This is a genomic window from Asticcacaulis sp. DW145 (assembly GCF_037101385.1).
Taxonomy (GTDB): Bacteria; Pseudomonadota; Alphaproteobacteria; order Caulobacterales; family Caulobacteraceae; genus Asticcacaulis; species Asticcacaulis currens.
Genome location: NZ_AP029027.1, coordinates 17392 through 36839 on the forward strand (window position 1 = coordinate 17392; position 19448 = coordinate 36839).

The 19448-nt window shown below is 54.9% G+C and carries 17 protein-coding genes; 10 read left to right on the forward strand and 7 right to left on the reverse strand.

The window, feature by feature from the left end; genetic code table 11:
* Positions 1-135: 135 nt before the first annotated feature.
* Together AACH73_RS18620 and AACH73_RS18625 are read right to left on the reverse strand one after the other, a co-directional pair.
* Positions 136-504, reverse strand: a complete 369-nt coding sequence (locus tag AACH73_RS18620; protein ID WP_338736632.1) for a transcriptional regulator — start codon at positions 502-504, stop codon at positions 136-138.
* Positions 505-515: 11 nt separating this feature from the next.
* On the reverse strand, positions 516-818 hold the full coding sequence (locus AACH73_RS18625; protein WP_338736633.1) for a type II toxin-antitoxin system HigB family toxin: 303 nt from the start codon (positions 816-818) through the stop codon (positions 516-518).
* A 759-nt stretch (positions 819-1577) separates the two neighbouring features.
* On the opposite strand from AACH73_RS18625, the gene AACH73_RS18630 reads away from it, so the two are divergent.
* The 7 genes from AACH73_RS18630 (at position 1578) to AACH73_RS18660 (ending at position 6666) form a co-directional block, all read left to right on the forward strand.
* Complete coding sequence (locus AACH73_RS18630) at positions 1578-1814, forward strand: hypothetical protein (protein ID WP_338736634.1); 237 nt, start codon at positions 1578-1580, stop codon at positions 1812-1814.
* Between the two features lie 184 nt (positions 1815-1998).
* The gene (locus AACH73_RS18635; RefSeq protein ID WP_338736635.1) at positions 1999-2352 is read left to right on the forward strand and encodes a hypothetical protein; all 354 of its coding nucleotides are present in this window, start codon (positions 1999-2001) and stop codon (positions 2350-2352) included.
* 20 nt (positions 2353-2372) lie between these two features.
* Positions 2373-2846, forward strand: a complete 474-nt coding sequence (locus tag AACH73_RS18640; protein ID WP_338736636.1) for a hypothetical protein — start codon at positions 2373-2375, stop codon at positions 2844-2846.
* Between the two features lie 294 nt (positions 2847-3140).
* On the forward strand, positions 3141-3749 hold the full coding sequence (locus AACH73_RS18645) for a GntR family transcriptional regulator (protein ID WP_338736658.1): 609 nt from the start codon (positions 3141-3143) through the stop codon (positions 3747-3749).
* A gap of 290 nt (positions 3750-4039) precedes the next feature.
* Entirely contained in the window at positions 4040-4177 is a 138-nt protein-coding gene (locus AACH73_RS18650) for a hypothetical protein (protein ID WP_338736637.1), read from the forward strand.
* A 69-nt stretch (positions 4178-4246) separates the two neighbouring features.
* The gene (locus tag AACH73_RS18655) at positions 4247-4915 is read left to right on the forward strand and encodes a lasso peptide biosynthesis B2 protein (RefSeq protein ID WP_338736638.1); all 669 of its coding nucleotides are present in this window, start codon (positions 4247-4249) and stop codon (positions 4913-4915) included.
* A 629-nt stretch (positions 4916-5544) separates the two neighbouring features.
* Entirely contained in the window at positions 5545-6666 is a 1122-nt protein-coding gene (locus AACH73_RS18660; protein ID WP_338736639.1) for an asparagine synthase C-terminal domain-containing protein, read from the forward strand.
* A 16-nt stretch (positions 6667-6682) separates the two neighbouring features.
* Here the strand turns inward: AACH73_RS18660 and AACH73_RS18665 are convergent, their stop codons facing one another.
* The 5 genes from AACH73_RS18665 to AACH73_RS18685 all read right to left on the reverse strand — a co-directional run bounded on the left by AACH73_RS18665 (position 6683) and on the right by AACH73_RS18685 (position 14826).
* Positions 6683-8779 carry an Atxe2 family lasso peptide isopeptidase gene (locus AACH73_RS18665; RefSeq protein ID WP_338736640.1) on the reverse strand — a complete coding sequence of 699 codons (2097 nt, stop codon included), beginning with the start codon at positions 8777-8779 and terminating at the stop codon, positions 6683-6685.
* A 16-nt stretch (positions 8780-8795) separates the two neighbouring features.
* Positions 8796-11345, reverse strand: a complete 2550-nt coding sequence (locus AACH73_RS18670; RefSeq protein ID WP_338736641.1) for a TonB-dependent receptor — start codon at positions 11343-11345, stop codon at positions 8796-8798.
* Positions 11346-11453: 108 nt separating this feature from the next.
* Positions 11454-12497 (reverse strand): FecR domain-containing protein, encoded by a 1044-nt coding sequence (locus AACH73_RS18675; RefSeq protein ID WP_338736642.1) that lies wholly within the window; start codon positions 12495-12497, stop codon positions 11454-11456.
* On the reverse strand, positions 12487-13005 hold the full coding sequence (locus AACH73_RS18680; protein WP_338736643.1) for a sigma-70 family RNA polymerase sigma factor: 519 nt from the start codon (positions 13003-13005) through the stop codon (positions 12487-12489). Before AACH73_RS18680 ends, AACH73_RS18675 begins: the two co-directional genes overlap by 11 nt.
* A 120-nt stretch (positions 13006-13125) precedes the next feature.
* Entirely contained in the window at positions 13126-14826 is a 1701-nt protein-coding gene (locus AACH73_RS18685; RefSeq protein WP_338736644.1) for an ABC transporter ATP-binding protein, read from the reverse strand.
* A 410-nt stretch (positions 14827-15236) separates the two neighbouring features.
* Between AACH73_RS18685 and AACH73_RS18690 the strand changes: the two genes are divergently transcribed.
* The 3 genes from AACH73_RS18690 (at position 15237) to AACH73_RS18700 (ending at position 19448) form a co-directional block, all read left to right on the forward strand.
* A complete protein-coding gene (locus AACH73_RS18690) occupies positions 15237-15773 on the forward strand; it encodes a sigma-70 family RNA polymerase sigma factor (protein WP_338736645.1) in 537 nt (178 codons plus the stop codon).
* Positions 15763-16800 carry a FecR domain-containing protein gene (locus AACH73_RS18695; RefSeq protein WP_338736646.1) on the forward strand — a complete coding sequence of 346 codons (1038 nt, stop codon included), beginning with the start codon at positions 15763-15765 and terminating at the stop codon, positions 16798-16800. The genes AACH73_RS18690 and AACH73_RS18695 overlap by 11 nt, the downstream gene beginning before the upstream one ends.
* A gap of 113 nt (positions 16801-16913) precedes the next feature.
* Positions 16914-19448 carry a TonB-dependent receptor gene (locus tag AACH73_RS18700; RefSeq protein WP_338736647.1) on the forward strand — a complete coding sequence of 845 codons (2535 nt, stop codon included), beginning with the start codon at positions 16914-16916 and terminating at the stop codon, positions 19446-19448.

Sequence of the window (19448 nt, forward strand, 5' to 3'; positions counted from 1 at the left end):
GCAGGAGCGCGCGATCGGTTTTAGGCATCAAGCGGACAGTATGGAAACGTAACGCCTTCCACCAGGGTCTTATTAGGCAGCGCCATCGCAACGGACCGTTACCATCAAGGTCGATACGGATTGGATATCGATAAATTAGGCGCTCAGATCATATTCCTGAACCAGTCGATCGGCCGGAATATGCCAGGCCTTGTTGAGCTTACGGATCATAGCGAGTGTCAGGGGGCGTTTGCGGCGTAGTATTTCTGTCGCACGGCTCTTGCCGATCAGATTGGCCAGATCGGACTGGGTCCTGCCTTCCGCTTCCATGGCGGCCTCAATGGCTTGAACCGGATCGAGGTTCTTTGCGATGGGCCAGCGTCGCTCCTCGTAGTCATGAACGAGGGTGATCATGATGGCGAGTTGGTCATGTTCCGGCGTGCCTTCGGCTGCGTTCCAAAGGCCTTTCATTTCTTCCAGTGCGGAAGCGTGATCGTCATCGTTCTTGATAGGGCGAATGTCCATGATCAATACCTTCAGAATTGGTCGACGGTCGTTGCGTCGATCCGATCATATTCGGCATGAGTGCCGATAAACTTGATCCACCCGGCTTCCAACCCGTAGTGGAAGGAAACGATCAGGCGGTAGTTGCCACCCTGGATCTCGAAACGAACGCGCTCTGCGTTCAAAACCTTGGCCTTCGGAAAGGAGGCCATGACATCATTGCCACTCTTCCAAACCGCTACTGCGGCGATGGAATACCAGTGCTCCAGAGAGGCCTGGCTCGACGGATGCTTGGTCCAGTAGGCTACCAGTTTGTTCCGTGCGATGATCCTCATGGAGTTACTATGCCAGTTCCCGCGGCGGGAATCAAGGAAAAGTTCCCACCATGGGAATTGAACGGTTGGGTCAGGGGCCAAGTTACCAGGAACAGCACGGCATTCAAATGCCAGACGCTAAACCATCGGCCAATGAATTCCGAAATACAACTCTGAGAGCTTCCCACTCACGGAGTAGATTTATGACCTTCCTGCCGGGTAGTTTGTTTCAAGTCCATTTCGACCTCAGCCAGGGCAATCATTCGCTCAAGGACTAGGCAACCGCGTTTTGCGTTTAGTTGGCGGCATAGCAGAGGAGCAATGTCAGCCAAGTCATAGTCTCGCGGGAGTTGTCGGGCAGCGAAGCAGTCTGCCGGTTACGATGGTTGGAAAAGCAACGCGTCGAGCCCGTCCAATCAAAAATCATTTACCGTAGGAGATACGGTGTTATCTCTACTCATCCGAGCGAAATCGGTGGCAGGAGTATTGGGGTGTCTGAGCACGGGAAACGACTTGATGAATTGTCAGAGCGCCAGAAGGAGATACTGCGGCTTGTTGGACAGCACTGGCAGGCGAAAGAGGTTGCCCGGAAGCTGAACATCGGTGTGACGACAGTTCGCACACACATGACGGAAGCCAGGCGAAAGCTTGGCGTTGCTACAAGTCGCGAAGCTGCGCGCGCGCTTCTGGAATTTGAACGCGGTCCTGCCCTCATCAACGATGAACGACCCCAAGCGATGAGGATACCGGACACCCTCCACGATCAGCCACGGTCAGGGCATGAACAAGCCTTTCGAACCGAACCATCAATACTTCATGATCCGGTGGGACGAACTGGAGATGGCCTGGCGGATGTTAGCGACACCCGACAAGCTTCACCGGGTCGAAGACACACTGGAAACCGTGATGACGTTGGAGCGGATGTACGGCCCGGAAAAAGCGGTCTTCAATATGGTCGCCGCCACCGCCTGGCTGACAGACGATGGGCCTTGTTCGAGAGACGGTTGGAAGCCTTGAGCCTCTGGCAGTGGTTTGGACTGGCGTTGCTGGCATCGGCACTATTGGCGATGGCGGGAGGGGTCTTGGTCCAGGCTGCGCTGGTGATCTTCGAGGGTCTTAATAGATTTCAGCGCCAATCCGGGTAACCGCCCCCGGCCTGGCGACGCTGGGCCCGCGTAGCGGTCGCTTAGGAGACCTCAAAATGAAACGAGTTGATATGGTCCGCGAAGGCGCGGAGCAGCTGATTGTCGCCGAAAATGCCGTCGAGCAGGCCCTGATTGAAGTCACCGATCTCGCCAATCGCCTGAGCCGGATGCGCCTGAAATCGAACCTGGCCATGGGCGTCGGCCGTGACGCCATGACGTCAGTGCTGGCCTCGATCGAGGGACTATCGAAGGTCCGCAATGAGATGATCGACGCGCATGCCCATCTCAACGCGGTCAAGACGCAGATCGGGTGCCGAACAGTCGCCGTGGGCCACCTTGAAAAGCCGGAAGGCGATGGCAAATCATCTACAACCGGTCTACACGTTGTCGGGGAAAAGCGTTCCGCATAGGGATCGGATTCAGTCGCATCATGGGCACCATAGACATCTGGGTCCTTATCTGGGTTGTGGAGCTTGCCATCTGTTGCGGTCTGGTCTTGTGGCGCGGCGGCCCGGTTGAGCGAACCGGTGCCGCCATCATCTTCATTGCATGGCTCCTTTCCGTTGTGCTTCAGGTCCGCGGCAATGCTAGCCCCGGTATCGGGGTGGTCCTTGTCGATATTGGCACCCTGATAGCGCTTTCCATTCTGTCAGCCCGATCAAGGCGGCTCTGGACTATGTTCGCCGTTGCTTGTCAGCTGGATGGCGTGGCCGCGCACTTCGCCGATTTCTTCTCCACACTGGGGCCGTTCGGATATTTCACAGCCTTGGGAATCTGGAGCGGCGACGCCCTGATCGTTTGCGTGATTTCGGGTGTGATCGGGTACAATTTGCGCTTGCGTCGGGATGCCAGAATGGAGGCGGCCGGGGTGAGGTTGCCGACGAGGCTGCGCGTTTGGCGGTAAGGCATTTTCGCAATTAAACCACTGCGAGTTGAAGTTGAATATCAGCATCGCGAAATGTAGATTTCGATAGTTTCCTTAATACCCACTGATTTCTCATACGAATCCGTGATTTGGTTTTCCGCCAGTTTGAAACTACTCTCGGTTTAGGTCCGGGACAAAATATATCCTTGATTGAATATACCGGCCGATCGCAGTGCATTGGCGGCTGGCCTTTGGACGAGGTTTGCTAGAACGGAGACACACATACCGACGCGCTATTGGCGCCGAATTGAGGACATAGTGGAAATATCCAAAGTGGAGTTAAAGCGTCAAATTAGGGAAAGCCTTCTTGATAACAGCTATGTCCCCGGAGTGCATTTGATGATGGCCGATCTTGCGAGTCGATATGGCGTAAGTGAAGGTCCGATACGAGATATACTGGGAGACCTCGCCGCAGAATCGCTCGTCGAGCACAGGCCTAACCAGGGCTATTACACGCTGCGGATGGACGAGAGCCATTATCGTGACATCTATCGCGTTGTCAGGGTGCTATTGGAGACCGTGAGCGCCAACACCCATTCCGGCAACTATCGCATGCTGATGCCGGCCATTCAGGCGTTGGAAGAGGAGAACATTGTCGCTGCGAGCGAGCTTCTCTTTCTAGCCATAGGCGATCAGTTCGGAAGCCCGTGGCTCACCCAGATCCTTGAGCATGCCAATGATAAGCTCAGGGCGGCCCGCATGATCAAAGGCGAACTGATCCCGAACCGCGATGCTGAACTTCAGGTCATTTTCGACCTGTGGGCATCGGGGGGTGGGCAGCCTTTTCGGCGGGCCATGCAGAAATATCTGCACCGGCGCGAGCGCCTAATTCCCGAAATTGTCGGCATTTTGAACCGGCCACGCCGCGCACTGCCTCTATAGCGGTATCCGGCCGGATTATTCCACCAAACACGCGAATGCTTGCAGGCCCGCTGCCAAAAGCGGATGAATCCGCCACGCCAATTTCGCAGATTTAAACGAAATCAATCACTTATATCATCAGCGCGAGCCAAATCCAATTGGCGTTCGATAGGCCGTTGATCGATCGTCGCTATTTTGCCGATTTAACGAAAATAGATTCAAAATAGTCAACCAATTCAGCTTCTTGTGTGCAAATCTGCGGCCGCCACGAATGGTCGTGGCATTTAACTCTGACCTAAGGAGAAACACCTATGGAAAAGAAAATCGAAACTGAAGAACTGGTCGACCTGGGTGCCGTAACCGCCCAAACCAAGGGTGGCGGGCCCCAAAACCAGCCCGACGAGTCGAACCCCGACTTCAAGACCCCGGTTGCTTTGTCTGCGGACTAACCGACCTTTTGGCGGTGCGCTAGCGCAATGCGGCGCACCGCTTCTATCGGTATATGGCGGAGGTATCCAATGACCTTGATGTTAAGAGATGACCTTTCTTTCTGCAATTCGGGAAACAGGTTGGTGTTTCTTGATCTGGCTGCAGACAGATATTTTATGCTGCCTAACGATTTGGAGAGTGCGTTTCGTCGGCTATTGGTGAGCGCGAAGAACGCGGAGCGGGATATCGAGTTTGAATGCCGGCTGAAATCCGCAGGAATCCTGGTGGATGACGAAAGCGCTGGAAGCTCATTAAAAGCAATGACAGAGAGGGTTGCGCCAACTTCGGAGTTCAGTCTCCGCGGCAAGCCTACCAAATTGGTTCTTATATTGAGCTCGATTTGTATTCAGATTGAAACGGAGCTCATGATCAGATTTCGCGGATTGAAACCCACGATTCAGATGATGCGTGCGGAACGAGTGCGTTACGGCAAAAAGGAGCCGAAAGAGCTGCTGGATCGAGATGCCGTAGTGAGTAGTTTTCTTTCAACCAGGAGAATTGTGCCGACCCAAGATAGATGTCTGTCATGGGCGATCTCAATGGCAAGGTATTTGGCCAAAAACGGACAGCATTCCCAATTGATAATAGGCGTCAATACGAGCCCATTTTCAGCTCACGCTTGGACCCAGCAAAACGACGTGGTCATCAGTGACTATATCGACAGGGTCCGAGACTATAATCCTATTCTGGTTTCGTGAGCATGGCGTTGCAATTTGTGGCCGTTATCGGTCCGAACCAAACCTCTCGTTCCGAGACATCGACAAAAGTCTCATCAAAGTCAAAACTGCTAGAGGTATTTAGCGGGAATAATCTTACAGTCTATGCGAGTAATCGGGAAACTTTGATTGAGCTGCCAGATGGAAACGGGATAATTCTCGGGCACCTTTTCAAAGCGTCGTCTCCGTACGCGCGGGTTGATGACCTCGGGCAAAATGAAGCCAAAGAGATATGGCAATCGGATGGACAGCATCTGATATCGGAGTACTGGGGCGGATACGTAGCATTCGTTCGTGGGGGATATACCCCCCAGATTACGGTCTTGCGAGACCCATCTGGAGCGCTCCCCTGCTACTACTTTCGATCAAGCAATGAGGAAATTATACTGGCGTCAGACATTGAGGCGTTATCGGAGTGCGGCCTCTTCATTCCCCAAGTTTCGTGGTCTGGCATCGGTCAGCACCTATTTTCCGGGGGCTTACGTACCAGCGAGACTTGCTTTGACGGGTTGCGAGAGTTGTTGGCAGGATACTCGCTATGTTCATGTGGCGGGGCATTGACTATTAGGCAGCGTTGGGACCCGTGGGACTTCGTGCAAACGGGGCAAGTGTTGGAAGGCGATCAAGCCGCGGACGAGCTGAAACGTATCGTTACGCAATCTACAGGCGCATGGGCCGGCTGTTTCAAAAACATCCTGTTAGGGGTCTCCGGCGGTCTAGACTCCTCGATAGTCGCCTCGGTCCTGTCCGAGCGAGGCGCACAGATGACCTGCTTCACAATGATCACTGATGACCCGACCGGCGACGAGCGGCTTTACGCAAGAATGCTGACGAGGCATTTGCGACAGCCGCTTGTTGAGAAATTTCATAATGCCGGCGAAGTAAATTTGGCAGAATCTAACTCGCTCCATGTCCCAAGGCCAAATTTCTATGCCCTTGGGCAGAGCACAAAAGCAGCCAAGTTCGACCTCGCTAAGGCCATCCCTTATGACGGTTTCTTTAGCGGCGTCGGAGGCGACAATGTTTTCTGCTTTTTGTCGTCGGCGACACCTCTAGTGGACCGTGTTCGAAAAGAGGGGCTGGGTGCTGGCGCTTGGGCCACGGCCATAGATATCTGTGATATGACTGACTGTAGCTTGTTCGATGTCGTCATGATGGCGGCGAAGCGGATGATGGATGGTGACGTATCTTATAAGTGGCGGACAAACTCCGATTTCCTTCTTCCAGATGCGCCGGGCACTGCAGTTTTAGATCTTCATCCTTGGTTAGATGCGCCTACCGACGCCCTTCCGGGGAAAGCAGTTCATATCGCCATGTTGGCACGCATTCAGGGTACAATTGATGGCTATTCCCGGAGGCGAAGAGAGACCCAAATAACGCCACTCATTTGCCAACCCGTGATGGAGTTCTGCCTCGGTATTCCAACATGGTTATGGTGTGCAGGCGGGCAAAACCGGTCAGTAGCGAGACGGGCGTTTGCCGGTCAACTCCCGCCGGAGATCATTTCCCGCCGATCAAAAGGTGGGCCCAGCGGATTTGCGTTCGATCTAATAATGGAAAACCGGGCGGTTTTGAGAGAGCTCATCCTAGACGGTGAGTTGGTGCGCCACGGAATTATTGACAAAGTTGCAATGGATGCGGTCCTGGTGGAGGAAACCCTAAGGCATAGTGATAAGCATCTCCGAATAATGTCGATCGCGGATGCTGAAGCATGGGCGCGGCATTGGTCGTGACGCCTATCTACGATGCTCATTTTTTAATTTGTTGGTCCTTCATTTTTTGCCAGCGAGCGTACTGATCAATTTTTTTGGCATCGGGATCGACAACGCCTCTCAGCCAGAAATCGAACCAATCAATGTTCCGCTCATAGATCGAGAGCCGATGGATGGGTTGCCATTTCAAGTGATACTCGTCCTTGAAAATATACATCTCGACAGGTTTTGAGCTTTCTTCGAGTGCTGTATAGCCCTCAAGAGCGCCTAAGTACTCCCGGTCTGAGGCGTGGATAAGGAGTGGCGTGTGGATCTTGTCCGCGTTCAGGCTCAGTGCGACCTCTTGCCAAAAGCCATTATTGCTTTCCAGATAGCTCGGATAACCCATGTCATGGAACCACTTGGCGATCGTGGGCCCGAAGAGATAGGTCACTTTGTTTGGTGTCTGGCAGCAGGTACTTATGGCTGCTGCCTTAAACAGGTCGCTGTGTATTAAAGCGAACTGAGCGACTGCGGCACCTTCGCTCAGGCCTGTGATACCCATCCTATTTTCATCGACTACGCCCTTAGAAACCGCGAGCGCTACGCCTAGCTCAAGGGCTGATTGAGCGCTGAACCGGTCGGCCCAGTTTTTCAGGTTTGACCGATTGACTTCTTCCCAAGTTTTCGCGCCACGAGAGACGCCTACGCTCTCAGGAATGTCAAAACTTAGAACAGCAAATCCGCGTGCGGCGAACGCCTGGATCGGGTATTCGTCGCCAACACCTCCGCGAAGAAAGCCGCGGGTCCGATATTGGACTATGACGAGTGGGTGACGTTGGCCGGGAACGTGGTGCGGAGGCAAGACAAGATCTCCAAAGACCTCAATGCCGTCCCTAGTCTTCCAATTCAGCCTCTCGACTTTCCCTAATTCTAGCTGTTTAAAAATGGGGTTGGGATCGAAGATCTCGGTTACACGCCCGGAAGGCAAATCGAGCCTGATGATTTTGCGTGGTGTTGTCGAAGTTTCGTGAGCGCAGATTAGGCCTCTCGCTACGGGCTGGCAACCGACCAACACTTCAGTTGTTTGAAGGACCCTGCGCGGGGCCGCCTGGCCTACGCGCCAGACATAGATACCGGTTAAACTGTTTGCCCACCCTTCGCGGCGGCTATAGTAGAGTGTGGCTTTCCCACCGACCCACCACATGTCGGTAATCGCGCCGCAGACATCGCTTTTGCATGAGTGCTGTTGTCCATCCGCTAACTTAACTGTCAGCCAAGAGGGAGATGAAAGGGCGGCCCCTTCCTCTTTGGTCGTCCATGCCAATTGCCCGGCGGGTCCTCTTGCGGTGAGGGTGGACTCTCCAGAAAGCGGTTGCGTAGCTCGAATTGCTTCGTCGTTCTCAAGGTTTAATTCCGTTGCCGCGCCATCCGCCACCAAGATGCGGTAGTGTTTCGTCTCAATTGGTTCGCGGACCAGAGGAGCACTTGTTGTCAGCGGCTTAAATCTAGCGTTGTAGAGAAACCCCTGTCGAGATTCCGCCTCAATAGCGCGCTCGGCGGCAAGAAGCCCTGGGCGACCGGACGCGATTAGACTCGACCCGTCGGACGACCAGTCGAAAGACTCCACGTCGAAGCCTAACCTTGAGATTTGCGTTGAGCCGCTGCCATCGGCTGCCGCCTGCCAAATTTGGACACTACCCTCAGTCTTTTTCAGGAACGCTATGGATGTTCCGTCCGGAGACCATTTCGGAGAAATCACCTTAGGGGCGCCGGACGGAGTATGAGCCGCGAAGCCTAATGCGGAGTTGGAGGTTTGAATATACTCACCACCTGAATCGACAATCAGGGCATGACCCGGCGTCTTAAGATTGACTATGGCGATGCGAAAACAATAGCTGTTGGTGGACGCGTCCGCCTGGCGGAGCTGAAAAGCTATACTGCCGCCATCTGGCGAGACGGCTAGGATAGCCTCCTTCGGATCACCGCTCTGGACTTGGCCGATGTCGTTCAGGGACAACAGGTCTGCCGGTTCCAGCAGTCGGTGACTCTCCACAGCAGCCTTGTCCATTTGGACCGAGTTTGAGCATTCATCCGCCAGAGTTCCGCTCGCTGCAGTCAGGAGCACCCCGACTGCAGCGAACTTGAGTGCCAATAACGATACCATCGTGTTACCAGGCTTTTGTGATCGTTAAGCTTACGAATCGTCCCATCGCCGAGGCGTTCGTGCTGTCGAAATAGATGCCGGGATATGACTTAGCCGGACTCAACGCGCGCGGTGGCGCCCGGTTAAACAAATTGGACGCTGACAGAGTGACGCGCGTTCCCTTGAAGAAAAAATTCTGGCTATCCAACGAGTAGGAAATGCTCGTGTCAACAGTGGTAAAAGATGCGACTCGAACATTCGGAAGTACGCCAGTGTCCGTCTCGGAGGCTACATAGTTCACTATTGCTGTCGCAGAAAGACTGCGGGAATCCCAATTCAAACCGCCACGCGCCTTAAACTTCGGGACATAAAAAATTGTACCTGACAGTTCCTTAATTGGTGTGACAATCGTTGTTTGTTGTTTTAGGTCTATGGACGTCGCGTTTGCGAACGCACTTAGATCCCCGCCATCGATTTCGAACCTTTGTCGATAAGACAGGTCCAATCCTTTGGCCCTTTGTGATGCTGCGTTTGTGAATTCCTGGCGGACTATTGCGGCTACGTTGGTGGGATCGTAAAGGCCGCCGGAGAAGTTGGTGAATAGATAGCCCTTGGCTAACAGAGCTGCCTGCGATGCTGAGTCCGGCGCGAGTTGAACGAACGGCGAGAGCGGCACGGCGTTGATAGCCGTCGTTGTCGGACTAATTGGCCTGACGATGCGATCGATGTAGTCAATGTCAAAATAGGTCGCCGATACGCGTAGGTCTCTTATTGCCTCGGGCGTATAATCCAGGCCCATCGTCCACGAGGTCGACTTCTCAGGCTTTAAGTTTACATTGCCGCCCGCGGTATACAGCGCTGTTTTTCCAGTTGGGCCGCCGAACGTTGTGGCTCTATAAAGATAGAGCTTTGTTTCCGTGTACATTTGCTCGAAGGTGGGCGCCTTGAAGGACTTACCCCATGTCGCTCTCAGTATTACACCCTTGAAGGGGCTGTATCGCAATCCGATCTTTGGGGTCGATGTTTGACCGAAGCTGCTATAGTCCTCCATTCGTCCAGAGAGGCTGAGCTGAAATTCGCGAAGGCCGGTCCGTGTTGCGGAAGGAGTGACCAACGGTGCAAGGACTTCGAAATACGCGGACCAGACCTTTTGTGAGGCGTCTATGTAACTGGACATGCCCGGGTAGTTCTGGACCCACTGCTCGTTCCTGTATCCAAAGCCGAACGCAGCCTTCACGTCTCCAGACGGTAAGGTTAGCAGCTTGCCGTCGGCGGAGGTTTCGAAATACTCGGTCTCGTTTCGGTATCTTATTGAGCTAGATCCCGTGGGCCACTTGGATGCCTGTAAATTCTGACTTGCCGAGGCGCCCGCGACCGACCGAATTTTCCAGTCCCTGAAAAGCTCGGTCGAGGCGGTAAACGCGAAGCTGTAGCTGGGCGTTTCAGTTGTGTATGTGTAGGGGGTGCCAGAAAATACCTGAGTGTAAGCAGCGGTTCGGGTCTTAACGATCCCATCGAATTCGAGAGTGGTCGCGTTTGCGATATTCCCACCTATGTCGACGTAAAGCGACTGCCGGTCCTGTTTTGGTATCAGTGTGGTCGCGGGCGCGGCGAGATTAGTAAAATCCCGGTCGGAGGCTGTCACTTCCGCCTGTTGAGAACCTTCGACGCTTACGAGGCCATGCCAGTCGGGTGTCGCAAACCCGGTCAGGAAATTATAGGTTTGCTCTGCCCCACCTCCGTCCGCAGCTTGGCCCCATCGACCAGATAGCTGCGACCCTGAAAAGTCTTTCCTAAGAATGAAATTTACGACTCCTGCAATCGCATCAGATCCGTACTGCGCGGATGCGCCGTCAGATACAATTTCAATGCGCTGTATCGCTGCCATGGGCACGCCGGTAATGTCCGAGCCCTGGTGGTAACCGTCACCAGACAGGCGGTGGCCGTTCACCAATACGAGAGTGGCATTGGTCCCCAGCCCCCTCAGGTTGATTGTTGCCGCATTTGAGACGTTCGTATTTTCGGAGTTGGTCGAGTTGGCGGCAATCACGCCCGGATTCTGTCCCCCAGAGAAGTTTTCGGGCAGGCTCTTAATTAAGTCCGAAACTTGCGAATACCCTGACTGCTGAATCTCCTTTTGAGTCACCGCGCGAACGGGCGAGGTCGGGTTCCCGCCACGGATATGTGTGCCGGTGACTACGACTTCGACGGTATCATCCGTGGCAACTGGCTGAGTGGCGGAGATTTCTCGCTCGCCCGTCTTTGTAATCACGTACACTCCGGCTCCGTTCCGGGAGATTGAGACTGGTGAGCCTGAGGTTAGTAACTGAAGCGCCTGTTCCGCGCTGTAGCTTCCCTTGACAGCATTAGAGCGAAGCCCCTTCACTGATTTGGAGTCGAAAACGATCTGTTCGCGTGTCGAGCGGCTGAACGTCCGTAAGGCCGCGCTCATTTCCTGAGCTGGAATGTCGAGAGAGTAAGTTTTTACCTCTGCGTAAGCGGATACAGGCGTAGAAATTAAGAGAAGTGCCGCAGAGCTGACCGAGCAGGCAAAGTAACGCGAGAGGTGGTGCATTGAACTGTCCCCAGATGAAAAATGCCGAAATCTAAAGCTTTTTTTTGCTTCTAGGGTTAGACGCAGGCCGACGCTAAACCTGCACACGTCATTATGTAAAAATTTACATTATTTTCGCAGAAGTTTTATTTTGTTGTCACCTTCCTCGATTTTGACAGGGAAAGCTGACGCGACGCCCTGGGCAAAGGCATCGACTTCGCCTGCGTTAAAGACGCCGCTGATCGGGATTTCGGCGGCATCGTCGGCCACTATAATGCGTCGACTGGAGGTGTAGCGGTTGACGCGCTCAACGGCCACAGCCAACGGCTCATCAACGAATTCGAGTTGACCGGTCTCCCAGGCACGGGGCGTTAGTTCAACAGCATCTCTAATGAGCGCGAGATTCGTTTCAGTCCGCAGTACCATCTGTTTACCGGGCGTCAGGAGCGTTTCAGCTGCACGGGGCGTCGTACGGGTTTCAGCCATTTGAGGGGCTGACCCTATTGCGTTCGCTGTCAGAACGCGCACATGCCCTTCGTAAAGGATTACACGGATTTCGTCCTTCAGTCGTTCGACACTGAACGCGGTGCCTGTTGCGACGATCGTCTTCTGACCACTGCTTACTGAAAAGGGGCGGGAGGCATCTTTGGCAACGGTGAAACTTGCGCGCCCCTTCACAAGGGTCAGGTTGCGGTGATAGGCATCGTAGCTTACTCTGACTTCGGTGTCGGCATCGAGCGCCACGCGTGACCCATCCTCCAGATTCACGATACGACGCTCGCCGGTTTGGGTCAGGTACGGCTTTCCAACGACCGAGGGTCTTGCGGCCATAATGGCCAGAGCGAACACGGCAGCGAGCACCAAAGGCAGAAGCCATCTTCCTATCGAGGCGGTCTTCCAGCGTCTGGCCTGCGCGCGTCGATAGTGGCCGAGGGACTTTTCCCGATGACGAATGAACTCCGGTTCTGCGGCAGCGGCACCCAGCCCATCCCAAACGGCTAGCGCCTTCTCGAACTCGGCCAGATGAAGAGGGTCGCTGGTGAGCCATTGGCTGAATTCAGCACCCTCGTCGGCGCCAAGCGGACCTTCCGAGAGACGGACACACCAACGGATGGCCATTTGGCGATGGCCGGGTTCAAGATCGAGGGTCTCTGGCAAATTATTATCTGTCATCGGACCTCCCATAGACTGACATGAGGATTTCCATCGCGCGGCCAAGGTGTTTGTCGACGGCGCTGATCGAGATCCCGAAGGCATCAGCAATGTTTTTACGGGGCATGGACTCTAGTCTAAACAGGATGAGTATGGTTCGGGTTCGCTCGGGCAGGCTGTCTAATATGACGCTTAGTTGGGCGATGCTCTCACGGGCGAGGACGATCCGCTCAGCATCAAGCCATTCGATGTCTCTGGCTTCGTCCGTCCTTATGGCATTTGAAACCGCTGTGCGGACCTTTTCCCGTCGGCTTGAGTCTCGGATGAGGTTGGCCGCCATCTGGAAGATATAGCCTTCAAGGTGAGGGATATCCTTCTCGGGCATTGCGGCGAGGCGTGCAAACAGCTCCTGGGTCAGATCCTCAGCGCGGCTGTGGTCACCGAGTCTTCTGACGAAGAAGGCAATGAGAGGCGGCCGATAACGACGGCTAAGAGCGGCCAGTTCGCTGGGGGATAGATGTCCCGACATGGTGCGCGCGCTTGTCTCCATGTATAGGAGACGCACAAACTCCGAAGAGTTGCACATGAAATTTCGGCAGTTGTCGAAATAATTGCCAGCCGTGCTCTCCCGGACTCGAAAAGGGCGACTTTAAGCGCCACTTAGCTCCGGCGCTGACCAAAGACGGCGATAGTCTTCGTTAGCCAAGGAGAGATCTTCGTGGCGACCCGATGCGACTAGGCGGCCAGCTTGCATGAACAGCACCTGATCGGCCTTGGCAGCGACTGCGGGACGATGTGTAATCAGAATTAGTGTGGTCCGCTCGCCATAGCGCTGTCGAAGGGTCGCTATGATGCGAGCCTCACTACGGGGGTCGAGCGACGACGTGCTTTCGTCCAGTATTATCGCCGGAACCTGAACGCCTGCCAGACGAGCCAGTTCGAGCTTCTGTATTTGTCCACCCGACAGGCGTTCCCCTTGTTCTCCGACGACGATCGAGAAGTCGATCTCCCGGCCCACCTCGTAAAATCGCCATTCTGCGAGAAGGCTTGCGAGATCCTGTTCAGTTTGGGTGGTCGGTGGATATAGGGCGTTGTCGGCAAGGCTGCGGTTGAACAGACCGATGAACTGCGGAACGTACATGACATGGTGGTGCCGGTCTTCGCGTGGGATTGACTGAAGATCGACGCCATCCAAACGCACCGATCCTTGGGACGGAGGCATGACCCCCGCAATCAGTTGCGCCAGGGTGGATTTACCCGACCCATTTGGACCGACGATGACGTTGAAACTTCCGGCAGCAAGCTGCGCTGACACTCGCTCAATCCCCGGAAGGTCTGGACCGTATTCGAAGGATACGGCGTCGAGCTGTACCTTCGCCGCGAGGCGCTCAATCGTCTTTTTGGGCAATAGCTGTTCATCGGTGCCGGCGATCTCCAGGGCCTCTTTGATGTTGGCAATGGAGACCGCGGTTTGGCTCAGGATGAACCCGAAGCCGGAGAGGGGAAGGGCAAGCCGGAAAGCGTAGGCCTGCAAGAGAACGAAATCACCGACCGTCATCCGTCCTCGGCTGACATCAAGGCCTCCGAGCACCAGAAGCGCCAGCAAGCCCAGGCCCACGACGCCATATTGCAGAGTGGCCATGCCCACGAGCGACCAGGTCATTCTCTCCGTGGCGGTACGTTTGTCGCGTATCCGGTCTCCAATGTTGTCGAGTTCGGCTGCTAGTGCGCCATTCAGCACCACCCGGCGGGCATTGCGTAGGACGTCGCCGAAGATTTGTGACACGGCGGCCGAGGCCTTATTCGTCTCCACGGCATGGACCCGGTGGCGCGCAGCACCGAGCCAGGTCGCGAAGACGTAACCGATGAGGAGGGCGGCCATTATAGCGGAATAGAAGGCGGGGATGAGTGTCGCGATCACGAAGAGACAGACGGCAACCTGAATGACGAGAGGAACGGCCCGCCAAACCAAGCCTTCGACCACTACCTGAACGCTGAAGGCCAACCGCTCCATCAACCCGAGGAGTTTTCCGCTGTCCCCGTCGCGGTTCGATGCGGCCGTCGGCAAATGGTTCCGAAGTACGCGCTGTGAAATATTCCGGCTCAGAGCGTCGACGATACGAGTGGTATAAACCATTCGCATCGTGCCCGTAATGCTGCCCCCAGACCAGGTCACAACGAAGAGGCCTACAAAGAGAAGCAGCCAACCGACGGTTACGGGCCCTCCGGTTAAGCCATCGACCAGCGTCTTCAGAACATAAGGACCAGCAACTCCAAAACCAATGCCGACTACTTCGAGGACAGCGCCCAGCAGCACATCTTTCCGGCTTCTGAGGGCTGGATTGAACATGAGCCTGACTAGGTAAGAAACGACCTCAAATGATGACATTGGGAAATGGGCAGGGCTAAGCGAATTGCGTATGGAAACATGCGCAAGCAAGGACGGAGCGATTATTCAGAAATGGTAGAATTTAATAGCACGGATATACGCCCCACACAATCATAAGGCGAATTATCGCTAATATTTGTTCCGGTCTGCAAATGGCCGAAGTACCGGACATGACCTATCAGCGGTTCACTACTCTGCTGCCGGGGCACAGCTGATTTTTTCAGCGAGCGAAAGGCAAATTCAAAGAGCTTGACAATAAAAATAACTTCTCAAAGACAGATGCTTGGCTGTATTTCATGTCAGTTGCTAAAAAAAACTGATATTCTCGACTAAGTTGGTATAGTTTTGCGATTTTCAACCGTCTAACGGGTATGGACGCTCAACAACCATCAATGGCCTCTCGGGATCAGGCAGAACTGGACGCGCTAAGTCGGCGCTTTCGTCCGGCATTGGTGGCCTTTTTTATGCGTCGGTTGCGTGACCATGCCCGTGCGGAGGATTTGACACAGGAACTCTTTGCTAAGCTGTTGGCGATGCCGAACCGGGACATCGTCAACACCGAGGGCTACCTGTTCCAAATGGCGATGAACCTTATCCGAGACCATGGGCGCCACGACAAAATAAGGGCCGACTATGCGGCCGATCTTCTGGCTGACGAGGCATCGAGCTTTGAATGGCGAAATGCCGAAAGGATTCTGCTCGCCCGCGAGAGCATAGGGCGTACCGCAACTTTACTGAATACCCTGCCGGAACGAACCCGTGCGGTCCTGATCCTCTACCGGATCGAGAACATGCCACGGAAACGCATAGCTGAAGCCTTGGGAGTGTCGATAAGCAGCGTGGACAAACATTTAGCGAAGGCTATGGCGATGTTGGTTCGAGCCAACGGGGCAGCCCATGACACTTGAAGCCCAAAACGGAATGTACCCCAACGACGATGACCGGGAGGTCATCGCGGGGCAATGGTGCCTCCGGATGGCCGAGGGTGCGCTGTCAGACGCGCAGATGGCCGAGTTTCTGGCCTGGATAGGCGAGGACCCGGAGAACCAGCGGTGCTTCGACAGTGTCTCGGCCATGTGGTCAGCCTTGGGGGAGGAGTCCACTTCTCCCGAAATGATCATACATCGGCAGAAGGCGCTCAGATATGTTCGCCAGGCCGAAGCCAAGCAAACGCACCTTGGCAGATGGCGAACCCTTTCGGCCGCCGCCGCTCTGATCCTAGTGCTTGCCGGCGGCACCTGGCTCGCTCAGAGGCCGACGCTTTACGAGACCCATGTCGGCGAGCGCCGGGTGATCCTTCTTGAGGACGGCTCGCGGTTATCGCTGGATGCCGACACGCGAGTGAGGGTGCGGTACGCCTTCAACCGACGGGACCTGACGCTTGAACGTGGTCGAGCCAACTTCACTGTTGCTCATGATACGAAGCGACCCTTCGCCGTAACGAGCGGTGAGAAGATTGTGGTAGCGACTGGGACGGCCTTTAGCGTCGAGCGGCTTAAGGACGAGGTGCGGGTCATTCTCTATGAGGGGCATGTCAACGTATTCACCCGAGCACCCGGTGGCGACCGCGCCCCCCAAATGGTGGCGGCGCCAACCGGCGTGCGTGCGGCCGAAAAGCTCTTGAAGCCCGGTACCCAACTCATCCTTCCTGAGAATGCTTCCATCGGCCAACTCGCCACAGTTGAGGAAACGACGCCGAGATCATGGGAGGGCGGTCAATTGGAGTTCTCGAACGATCGGCTTGAGAGCGCTGCGGAACGGATGAACCGGTATGCGTCTGGACGGCGCATTGTGGTGACGCCCGATGTGGCTGCCTTGCGAGTCAGTGGTACCTTCAATGCCGGTGATACCGAGGCTTTCGCCCGCACGACCGCGGGTGTGTTTCCGGTAAAAGTGTTTGAAGATGATAAGAATATTACCATAATGAGAAAGTAATGTAAATTTTTTGTGTCAGTTGGTTATAGGTTTTCGATTCTCATCCGTCTCAATTTGGAAGGCCTTGTTAAATCGCCTTTTAGTTTTGTGAATTGAGATTATGGGGATGCACTATGAATAGATCATATCTGAGGGGCTTATGTTCTGCGAGCGTTGCGATTATTGCTTTTGCAACGGCTGCGCCAACCTTTGTATACGCCCAGACTAAAACTTACGAATTCAATATACAAGCGCAGGACTTACCCAGCGCACTTTTAAGCTTTGGCCGCGTTACGCACGAGCAGATGATGTACGACGGCGCCGCTGTGCAATCGTTCAAATCGAACGGTGTGAAAGGCGTCATGTCATCCGAGGAGGCCCTAACGCGCATTCTTGCCGGGACAAGCTTCAACGCCCGCCGAAATTCCAGCGGCGTATGGGAAATTAAGGCGGGCGCACCAGAGGTAGCCGCTGCAGCGAGTTCGGCTGGCGAGGTTGTCGTCACCGGGACCCATATCCGAAACGCTCAATCTGCATCCCCGATCACCACGATTGGTCGAAAGGAGATCGAAGACAGCGGCTACACGAGCATCGGCGACGTCATGTCAAAGCTCCCGCAATCCTTTGGCGGCGGACAGAATCCTGGGATGATTGGGACGACGGCTAAGAACGGCAACTACTCGAACGCGGCTTCAATAAACCTCCGGGGACTCGGCAACGACGCCACTCTAACGCTGGTCAACGGCCATCGGTTATCTTCGGACAATACGTTTCAGGCACCTGATATTTCCGGCATTCCGCTTTCAGCTATTCAGCGAATTGAAGTTGTCACTGATGGCGCATCCGCCCTCTACGGGTCTGACGCCATCGCCGGTGTCGCGAATATAATCCTCAGGAAGGACTATTCCGGGATCGAGACGAGTGCTCGGATTGGGGCGGCAACGCAAGGCGGGCGCAAGGACGAAACTTATGGTGTCCTCTGGGGAAAGAGTGACGCGGATTGGCATCTCCTTGGAAACCTCGAATACTCCAAACAGGAGCCGGTCACCGCTAAGCAGCGCGGATTCACTTCAGGCGTTGCACCAGACACAACGCTCTTTTGGCCGCAGAAACGACATTCGTTGTTCCTGAGCGGTGGCAAGCGCTTGACCGAGACGCTACGTGCCGATGTCGACGCGATTGTGAGCGACCGCGAAGCCACGTCAGAGACAAAGCCCTTCGCGACCAGCACGCCCAATTCAAGCTATCGATACACGCCGAGTTACAGCGTGTCGGCGTCAGTTGAAAGTGATCTGGGAGCGACCTGGAAAGCCGGTGTCAGTGCGGTTGCGTCCCAAACCAGAACGTCGGCGAGGTCACGGCAGGGTGCCACACGCAGCATTCTCGGTTTTTCGAACTGGCTGCGGTCCCTTGAGGTCAATGCGGATGGCCGTCTGATGAGCCTGCCCACCGGTGACCTAAAGCTTGCTGTAGGTGCAGGAATTCGAGAGGAGGGGTTCCGTCAAGCTCAACCGGGCGCTTCGAACTATATTAGGGTCGAACGTGATGTGAAATATGCCTTTGGGGAGCTTCTAGCCCCGTTGGTGCAACCGTCAGAAACTCGCAGGGGATTGCACGCCTTCGATGTAAGCTTGGCGACTCGAACCGAAGAATATTCGGATTGGGGACGCACCACCAATCCGAGGTTCGGGTTCCGGTACTTGCCACTTAACGATCTGACTGTTCGCGGAACATGGGGGAAGTCCTTCAAATCGCCCTCATTCTACCAAATGTATCAGTCGTCGGAGGCTATTATCTTCAACGCCTCAAGTTTTGGCCTAAGCGGCGGCGGCACGGTTATGGTGTCGTCAGGTGGCAACCGTTTCCTCAAGCCGGAGAAAGCCAAGACGTGGACAATCGGAACCGACTATCGACCCGCGTCGGTAAAGTCGCTCAGCCTTTCGGCGACGTATTTTAATATCGACTATACCGACCGCGTGGTGACACCCGTATCGCCCTTGAGTGCAGCCTTCTCTAACCCGCTTTTCGCGCCCTTTATCAATCGAGCACCGACACTTTCCGATATTGCCGTTCGCGAGGCCTATGCTTCAGCACTCGTCAATTTTTCCGGCGGTGCCTACAGCCCATCGAACGTCAAAGCCTTGGTTGACACGCGGCTTGCCAATGCGACGTCTCAGAAAGCAGAGGGCGTTGACCTGAGCTACCGCCAGTCCTTCGACGTGCTCTCCGGTAAAATCGCGCCATTCGTTAGTGGCTCGTGGCTCAAGATCAAACAGAAGACCATAGTCACCTATCCGGAAGTCGAGTTGACAGGGACTGTCGCCAATCCGTCGGAGTTTAAAGGGCGGGCGGGCTTCACGTTTGATCGTGCCGGGCTCTCAGCGACCACGATCATCAATTATGTGGCTGGCGGCATCGATACGGGTATGACTCCGAATACCAAGATTGCGTCATGGACAACGGTCGACGGCAATATCGCCTATCGGTTCCAGAGGCAGGAGGGGGTCCTTTCCGGGCTGGCCATTTCCTTGGCCGCCTCGAACCTGTTCGACAAGGACCCGCCAATCGCGCTCAGCCCTTCCAAGCTCTACACCGGCATCTACTACGACAGTACGAATGCTAACGTGCTGGGGCGCGTTGTGACCGTGAGCCTGTCGAAGGCGTGGTAG

What these genes read in the sequence shown, in the direction of transcription:
- AACH73_RS18620 (WP_338736632.1), bottom strand. Translation starts at nt 504, where the DNA reads ATGGACATTCGCCCTATCAAGAACGATGACGATCACGCTTCCGCACTG.
- AACH73_RS18625 (WP_338736633.1), bottom strand. Translation starts at nt 818, where the DNA reads ATGAGGATCATCGCACGGAACAAACTGGTAGCCTACTGGACCAAGCAT.
- AACH73_RS18630 (WP_338736634.1), top strand. Translation starts at nt 1,578, where the DNA reads ATGAACAAGCCTTTCGAACCGAACCATCAATACTTCATGATCCGGTGG.
- AACH73_RS18635 (WP_338736635.1), top strand. Translation starts at nt 1,999, where the DNA reads ATGAAACGAGTTGATATGGTCCGCGAAGGCGCGGAGCAGCTGATTGTC.
- AACH73_RS18640 (WP_338736636.1), top strand. Translation starts at nt 2,373, where the DNA reads ATGGGCACCATAGACATCTGGGTCCTTATCTGGGTTGTGGAGCTTGCC.
- AACH73_RS18650 (WP_338736637.1), top strand. Translation starts at nt 4,040, where the DNA reads ATGGAAAAGAAAATCGAAACTGAAGAACTGGTCGACCTGGGTGCCGTA.
- AACH73_RS18655 (WP_338736638.1), top strand. Translation starts at nt 4,247, where the DNA reads ATGACCTTGATGTTAAGAGATGACCTTTCTTTCTGCAATTCGGGAAAC.
- AACH73_RS18670 (WP_338736641.1), bottom strand. Translation starts at nt 11,345, where the DNA reads ATGCACCACCTCTCGCGTTACTTTGCCTGCTCGGTCAGCTCTGCGGCA.
- AACH73_RS18675 (WP_338736642.1), bottom strand. Translation starts at nt 12,497, where the DNA reads ATGACAGATAATAATTTGCCAGAGACCCTCGATCTTGAACCCGGCCAT.
- AACH73_RS18680 (WP_338736643.1), bottom strand. Translation starts at nt 13,005, where the DNA reads ATGTCGGGACATCTATCCCCCAGCGAACTGGCCGCTCTTAGCCGTCGT.
- AACH73_RS18685 (WP_338736644.1), bottom strand. Translation starts at nt 14,826, where the DNA reads ATGTTCAATCCAGCCCTCAGAAGCCGGAAAGATGTGCTGCTGGGCGCT.
- AACH73_RS18690 (WP_338736645.1), top strand. Translation starts at nt 15,237, where the DNA reads ATGGACGCTCAACAACCATCAATGGCCTCTCGGGATCAGGCAGAACTG.
- AACH73_RS18695 (WP_338736646.1), top strand. Translation starts at nt 15,763, where the DNA reads ATGACACTTGAAGCCCAAAACGGAATGTACCCCAACGACGATGACCGG.
- AACH73_RS18700 (WP_338736647.1), top strand. Translation starts at nt 16,914, where the DNA reads ATGAATAGATCATATCTGAGGGGCTTATGTTCTGCGAGCGTTGCGATT.